Below are 664 nucleotides of genomic sequence, written 5' to 3' on the forward strand. Positions count from 1 at the left end.
CGGCGGGCCAACCCGCGGGCCGGTCTTCGGGGGCGGGAACCGCCGCGGGAGACGTGCTGCGCGGCGCGGCGTCGGTTCGCGCCGGTCGGTCTTCGGACTCCTCCCTCTCCAGCCGGGCCGTCAGGTCGAAGGCGTCGCCCAACCGGTCGGCCAGCTCCCGGACCTGTTCCGCGGCGCGGCGGTTCGCCATGGTCGGACGAGGCGTGGGAGTGCTGGACTCGACCCCTCCTCGCCGCCTCCGGCCCTCGACTCCCTTGTCCCGGGCGGCAGTTCGCTCCCGCTCCGCCTGAATCCTCGCGGCGCGCAACGCCTCGCGGGCCACGTCACCAGGGCGTGGGGATCCGGCCGCCGTGTCGGGGCGACCGGGCGCCGACGACTCGACGTCCGGCCCGGAACCCTCGCCGCCACCGGCGTCCCGTGCGCCATGCGCGTCCGGCGGCCCTTGCACGTTCGAGGGCCACTGAGTGGCTGGCTCCCCTGGTACGCCTGGCGTCCCAGGTACGCCTGGTGTCCTCTGCACGCCTGGCGTACCCGGGACACGAGGCGTACCGGGTACGCCAGGCGCGTCCTCCCTGCCCTGCGCCGCCTGCGCCCCCGCCGCCCGCGGAGCAGTAGCGCCCCCCGTGCGACCGGCCGCACGCCGCAGCGCCTCGCGTGCCTTGTC

General features: G+C 76.8%; 1 protein-coding gene. It reads right to left on the bottom strand.

Features of this window, described 5'->3' with window-relative positions:
- Window positions 1-190 (bottom strand): hypothetical protein (locus O3Q52_RS53840; RefSeq protein ID WP_269655646.1); only part of this gene is annotated, 190 nt, incomplete at its 3' end.
- Window positions 191-664 lie beyond the last annotated feature (474 nt).

The sequence above is a fragment of the Streptomyces sp. ActVer genome (assembly GCF_027270795.1).
In the GTDB taxonomy this organism is placed as follows: domain Bacteria; phylum Actinomycetota; class Actinomycetes; order Streptomycetales; family Streptomycetaceae; genus Streptomyces; species Streptomyces umbrinus_A.